4 protein-coding genes are annotated in these 5,618 nt (G+C 35.4%); 2 read left to right on the top strand and 2 right to left on the bottom strand.

Features of this window, described 5'->3' with window-relative positions; translation table 11 throughout:
- Window positions 1-491: 491 nt before the first annotated feature.
- On the top strand, window positions 492-1,433 hold the full coding sequence (locus ACOVQ4_RS18455; protein WP_421822088.1) for a hypothetical protein: 942 nt from the start codon (window positions 492-494) through the stop codon (window positions 1,431-1,433).
- Between the two features lie 120 nt (window positions 1,434-1,553).
- Complete coding sequence (locus ACOVQ4_RS18450; RefSeq protein ID WP_421822087.1) at window positions 1,554-2,738, top strand: endonuclease/exonuclease/phosphatase family protein; 1,185 nt, start codon at window positions 1,554-1,556, stop codon at window positions 2,736-2,738.
- Between the two features lie 475 nt (window positions 2,739-3,213).
- Here the strand turns inward: ACOVQ4_RS18450 and ACOVQ4_RS18445 are convergent, their stop codons facing one another.
- Together ACOVQ4_RS18445 and dinB are read right to left on the bottom strand one after the other, a co-directional pair.
- Window positions 3,214-3,564, bottom strand: coding sequence for a LytR/AlgR family response regulator transcription factor (locus ACOVQ4_RS18445; protein ID WP_421822086.1), 351 nt, complete (start codon window positions 3,562-3,564; stop codon window positions 3,214-3,216).
- A gap of 945 nt (window positions 3,565-4,509) precedes the next feature.
- Entirely contained in the window at window positions 4,510-5,550 is a 1,041-nt protein-coding gene (dinB, locus tag ACOVQ4_RS18440) for a DNA polymerase IV (protein WP_421822089.1), read from the bottom strand.
- Between the last annotated feature and the right edge of the window lie 68 nt (window positions 5,551-5,618).

Here is a 5,618-nt window from a genome sequence, read left to right as displayed (position 1 = left end):
TGTTTTATACTACAGGTTTTTGTGCTATTATGCTAGATTTTACTCGGTTTAAGACGCAATCATTGCGTCTCTACTGATGGAATACAAATTTTCATATATTCACTCACTCGCTCAATTACTAAATCGCTAAATTAGGGATGACTCATGTTTCAAGAGATAGGCTTTATGCATTAAACTAAAGAAAAAAGCATTTTTTATAAAATTATAAAGACCTTTTGACTAATGCCTACAGCTTACAGCCTAAAGCACTCAAGTTGCGTATTAACCAAATTGCTACAAACCTATTTTGCTTATCCACTTAACTCCATATTTAAGCTCGATTTAAGGTTGATTTAACTCCTCTTTAAAAGCACTATACTTATTTTGTTATCGTAAAACGAACGAAAAAAGACTTTTTAGTTTAAGTCGATATGGTAACTAATTTTTCCTTACTATTTAAAATTTATCATTAAAACAATCCCAACCATTCATTTAAAAGCAAATTAATAACTATGGAGAATAATAATAATCAGACCTTTTTTAAGGTAGCATTAGGAGTTACAGTAGGTGTTATCGCTTTGTTGAGCTATTTGTTTATTGGTGCTCGTAACGAAACATTTGAACTACAAAAAGCCCTTACTACAAAAGTAGAACAATTGTCAAGTACGCAAATCAAACTAGACTCTATCTCGAAGTCATTGGACGAAAAAATCAAAGAGGTTGAAATGCTGGGAGGAAATGTGGCTGAATTGGAAAAAGTAAAAGCTCAATTAGAATCAGACAAAAAGAAATTGAAGTCGGATTTGAGTTTCTCGACTCAGAAGTATGAAGCTAAAATTAAGGAATATGAAACCTTCTTGGCAGCCAAAGACGAAGAGCTAACAAAACTTAGAGAAGAAAATGGCGATTTGATGGCGCGCAACAAAAATCTACAGGCCGAAAAAGAAGCAGTTATCAATGAAAACACAGGTTTGAAATCTGATAAAGATAACCTTAGCAAGACTGTAGCTGATTATTCTACTCAAAATGAAGAACTAAAACGCAAAGTGACCTTAGCCTCGGCTATGAAGGCTACCAATGTGGAGGTTTATGCGTTGGCATCCAATGGTAAAGTACGTGATGGAGGTCGTTATAAGGCTTCTAAAATAGATCGTCTAAAAATTTCATTTGGTTTGGCAAGCAACCCTGTTGCCGAAAGAAACAACAAAGACATTTATATCCGTATCATGGATGCAAATGGAGCAGTTGTGAGCGCAGATGGTTCGTCAGGAACGATGCAATACGATGGCAAAGAGCTGGGATATACCGTAAAACAAAGTGTCTTATTTGAAAATAATGACCAGAAAGTGGACGTGGTATATGCAAAAGGTTCTGCCTACAAATCAGGAAAGTATTCCATTGAACTTTATTCTGAAGGATTCAAAATCGGAGCGGGTACTTTTGAAGTAAAATAGTTTTTTGCCCTTTATTTACTGAGTATATCTAGAACGGTGTAGGCATGCTTACATCGTTCTTTTATTAAACCACTAATCGACCTTGTTTTGAGGTGGGTATAGTCCTAAAAAACAACACACATGAAAACGCTACACATCACTTTTCCTCGACATATCTCGATTGTTTTTTGGATGATTCGAACCAGCGAAGCCTTCATAAGTTTACAAGAGCTTTGTAAATTACTTTGGTTTGCTCTAAGTAAATATCCTTTTTCACTGGTAGGTCTTAGTTATATGTTTTTGAGTATGGCATTTTGTTATTGGCCAATCTCTGGACATTGGTTTGCTGGATTTATGATGATGTCGCTACCGCTAGCGTTGATTTGTGGTTTTGTGGCAAGTGTTTTTTTGTTACTAAAAAAGCAAAGAGTGGTTGCCACCGTAGGATTAGTGTGGTGTTTGTTGACAATCCCCTTGGCCAGAAGATTCATGGGCGTGGGTTCTGAGCACACCAAAACTGTTATGCAAGATACCAATTCACTTAAGGTATTAAGCTTTAATAGTGCCAAGTTTGCAGATTTTCCTAGTAATTTTTCGCAGTGGAATGAATTGGATGCAGACATCGCTTGTTTTCAAGAATATTCTCCCAATGCTATTGTAGAGAAAAAGTATGCAGAAAAAGCGGTATTGCTAGCAGATGATTTGGATGAGGAGGTAGGGTTAGGATTACTTTCAAAATATCCGATTGTGAAAAAGTATGGGCGCATCTGGAATCGAGAAGGGCAACCCAATATCAATGGGTACATCGTGGCAGATATAGCCTACAAAGGTGACACAGTAAGAGTTGTAAACGTCCATTTTTGGTCGATGGGGATACGCATCAATCAGGCTTTCGATGCCTTGAAAGAGGGAAAAATAGCCAGTTTTTTCAGAGAGTTGGGAGATAGCTTCGGAAGGTTAAAATTTGGATTTGATTCGAGATACCAACAAATCGACGAAGTGCAGGAGTACGTGGCCGGAAGTCGATATCCTGTTATACTCTGTGGGGATTTCAACGAAACACCTTTTGGTTATGCGTATGGGAAAATGAGCCTGTTGTTTAAAAATGCATTTGAGGAGGTTGGTAAAGGTACAGGATTTACCCTCAATCGTCAACCCTATTTTGTAAGGATTGATCAACAATTCTATAGCCATCAATGGGAAATCCAAAGTTGCCAAACGGTGTCTTCCGTGAGTTTTTCAGATCACTTTCCACTTATGGCCAATTATAAGCTCCATAAGCCAGTAAGAATAAATACTAACGAGCTTCTTGCTAAAGTTGACTAGACAGACAAATAAATATACAAACCAGCATGAGGCACGAGGTATTAGGCAGATAATTTTATAATGTTTTTTATAAGTACTATCTAGCTTTACCAACAAACAATTTAACACTCTCTGCCTTGTGCCCAAAACACAAAACTTAAATTTACTTTTGCTAAAGTGCTCATCCAAACCTGTAATTCATATTTTCCTTTTACTTACATGAGTCATTTCGAAATTTAAGTTTTGTTTTTTTCTTAAAGATTTCATCAAAAAAGGCGTTCGAAAAACTTGTTTCGGACGCCTTTTTGGGATAAGTGCTCAGGAAAGAACCCAAATGCCAAAATTCGGGAAGACTCATTTTTGTTGAAAAATATTGGACAATTTATCTTAAGATACGGAGTTATACATCTCTACAGATAAAATGTAGATTTAGAGAATGTTGCTCATCAAGGATGAGGGTCAACCTATAAAGTTGATTATGTTTGTTTTGTAAATGTTAATTCAATACCGATAATTGTTTTTTTAGTACACATTTACGACGTCTCGATAGGTTGGCTTTTAAGTTATTACTTAAAACTAATGATTCTGTTTTTGAATCATACCCCAACAAATGGTCGCAGTTGATAATAAAGGTTTTGTGAATACGCTCAAAACTATAGTCCTTTAGCATATCTTCAAATAATTTGATTGTTCTGGCAAAAATAAATCGCTTGCCATCACTCAGATACACATGCGTGTAATTGCTATCTGCTTGAAGCATAACAATATCTTCAATAGCAATTTTAATTTTCTGGAATTTAAAGTCAAGGCTGCCTTGAGAGACGATGCAAAAATTTTCAAAACTCATAGCGAAATATATTTAAGTGTGTTTACATTAAGGACAGATAGTAGATAATAGAGGAAATCTTACTAAAGTTCAATTGTTAATATGTTTATAGTATTGTAAATCAATAGTTTGTGTGTTTGATGTTTTATGGTTTTAAGAGAAAAGTACAGTAACAAAGATATAAGTCAGTAAGTTAAGAAAATGATAAATTGTGTGAATGTCAGTTTTTAGTATGTGAAAGTCGCTTTAAAGTATGTCAAATGTGGTATCAAAGCGGTTTATCGAAATTTATTTATCACATTATATCTTCCACCTATTCTCCAAGGCTCGCTGATACCTTGTTACGCCTTGCAGCGATGGTATTAAAAGGAGCTTTTGAGGTTGATACTAAGTTGGTAAGCAAAATTAAATTTAAGTTGTGTGCTAACTTAATTCAAACTTTTTGTCTAATGTCTGGGGCTTACAGTCCAAAGCCGAGCACTTAAACCTATATTGTACGATAATTAATCGTGTTTGCACTGAAGCCATAAGCATTTTTCTCTAAGGATATTGCCAGACGACCTACCTCTTGGAGTTACCCCAAAGGCATTTATTACAGACTAAACCTGGTGCTTAGAATCATTAAGAGTATTTCGGAAAGACCTACAGACTTGAGGCATAATCCGTTTTCATTTTAGGCAATTGAGAATAACTTATTCGTTTTGTTTAACTCTTTCAATCACAAGAAATCTAATTCTTTTATTGATTGTCAATGGCGTTTGACAGAGTTATCTAAATATATGAAGTGGTAAAATATGACTATTAAAAGATGATATGATAAAAAGGTATGAAATTGAGACTTAAAGAGCTTTTGGTTTAGAAAAGATAAAAAGTTTTAAACAAAAAAACAAATAGTTAGTTGCTACAATATTTTGACAACGAGACGTTTATAGCCGAAGGTTGACTTGTCAATATCCGTTAAATTCATCAAAACTCTAAGGTTAATTGTTTACCTTCCATTTCATGCTCATTGCTAAGATTGGAGAGTGAAATTCCCAATAGCCGAATTCCTTTTGGACTTGGTAACACTTGGTCGAGTAATTCGAAGGCAATTCGTTCGAATAAATTGATATCAAAAATGGGGGATAGCGTTGTTCTGCTTCTTGTAATAATCTGAAAATCATTATATTTTACTTTGAGAGATAGCGTTCTTCCATAGATTTCGTTCTTGGTACAATATCTCCAAACATCCTGAATGAGGGGTTCTAGTCCTAGTTGTATCTCTGCCCGAGCTGTTAAATCTGTCATAAAAGTATTTTCAGAACCTACAGATTTTCGGATACGTTCTGGGTTTACAGCACGGTGGTCGATACCCCTTGCTATTTGGTAGTAGTATTTACCCATCTTTCCAAAATGCTTTACAAGAAAAGATTCATCAAATTGACGTAAATCTTTGCCCGTAAAAATTCCCATTTTATGCATTTTTTGTGCAGTAACTCTCCCAATACCATGAAAACGGTCGATTTCTAAAGTTTCAACAAACGTAAATCCTTGATTAGGTTTTATCACATACAGGCCATCAGGTTTGTTGAAATCCGAAGCTATTTTAGCTAAGAATTTATTGTAAGAAACTCCCGCAGATGCCGTCAACTGAGTTTTTTGTCTAATTTTTTCTTTTATTTCAATAGCAATCTGCGTAGCACTGTTTATACCTAGAAGGTTGTTTGTTACATCCAAGTAGGCTTCATCCAATGAGAGTGGTTCTATTAGTGGGGTATATTCAGCAAAAATTTCTCTAATTTGTTGCGAAACTGCCTTGTAACTTTCAAAGCGTGGTTTTACAAAAATTAGTTTAGGGCATTTTTGTGCTGCTATTTTTGAAGACATCGCCGACCGAACACCATATTTGCGAGCTTCATAACTTGCAGCAGCTACAACACCTCTTTCACTCGAACCACCAACAGCCACGGGTTTTCCTTTCAACGAAGGATTGTCCCTCTGTTCGACCGACGCATAAAAAGCATCCATATCAATATGTATGATTTTTCGAGTTTCCAAGTTTTATATAATGGATAATCTAGGTTTTGTTTTAGGCA

It is taken from the genome of Flectobacillus sp. (genome assembly GCF_049240685.1).
Taxonomy (GTDB): Bacteria; Bacteroidota; Bacteroidia; order Cytophagales; family Spirosomataceae; genus Flectobacillus.
The sequence above is the reverse complement of the archived record's forward strand: the minus strand, read 5'-3'. Positions and strand labels throughout refer to the sequence as shown.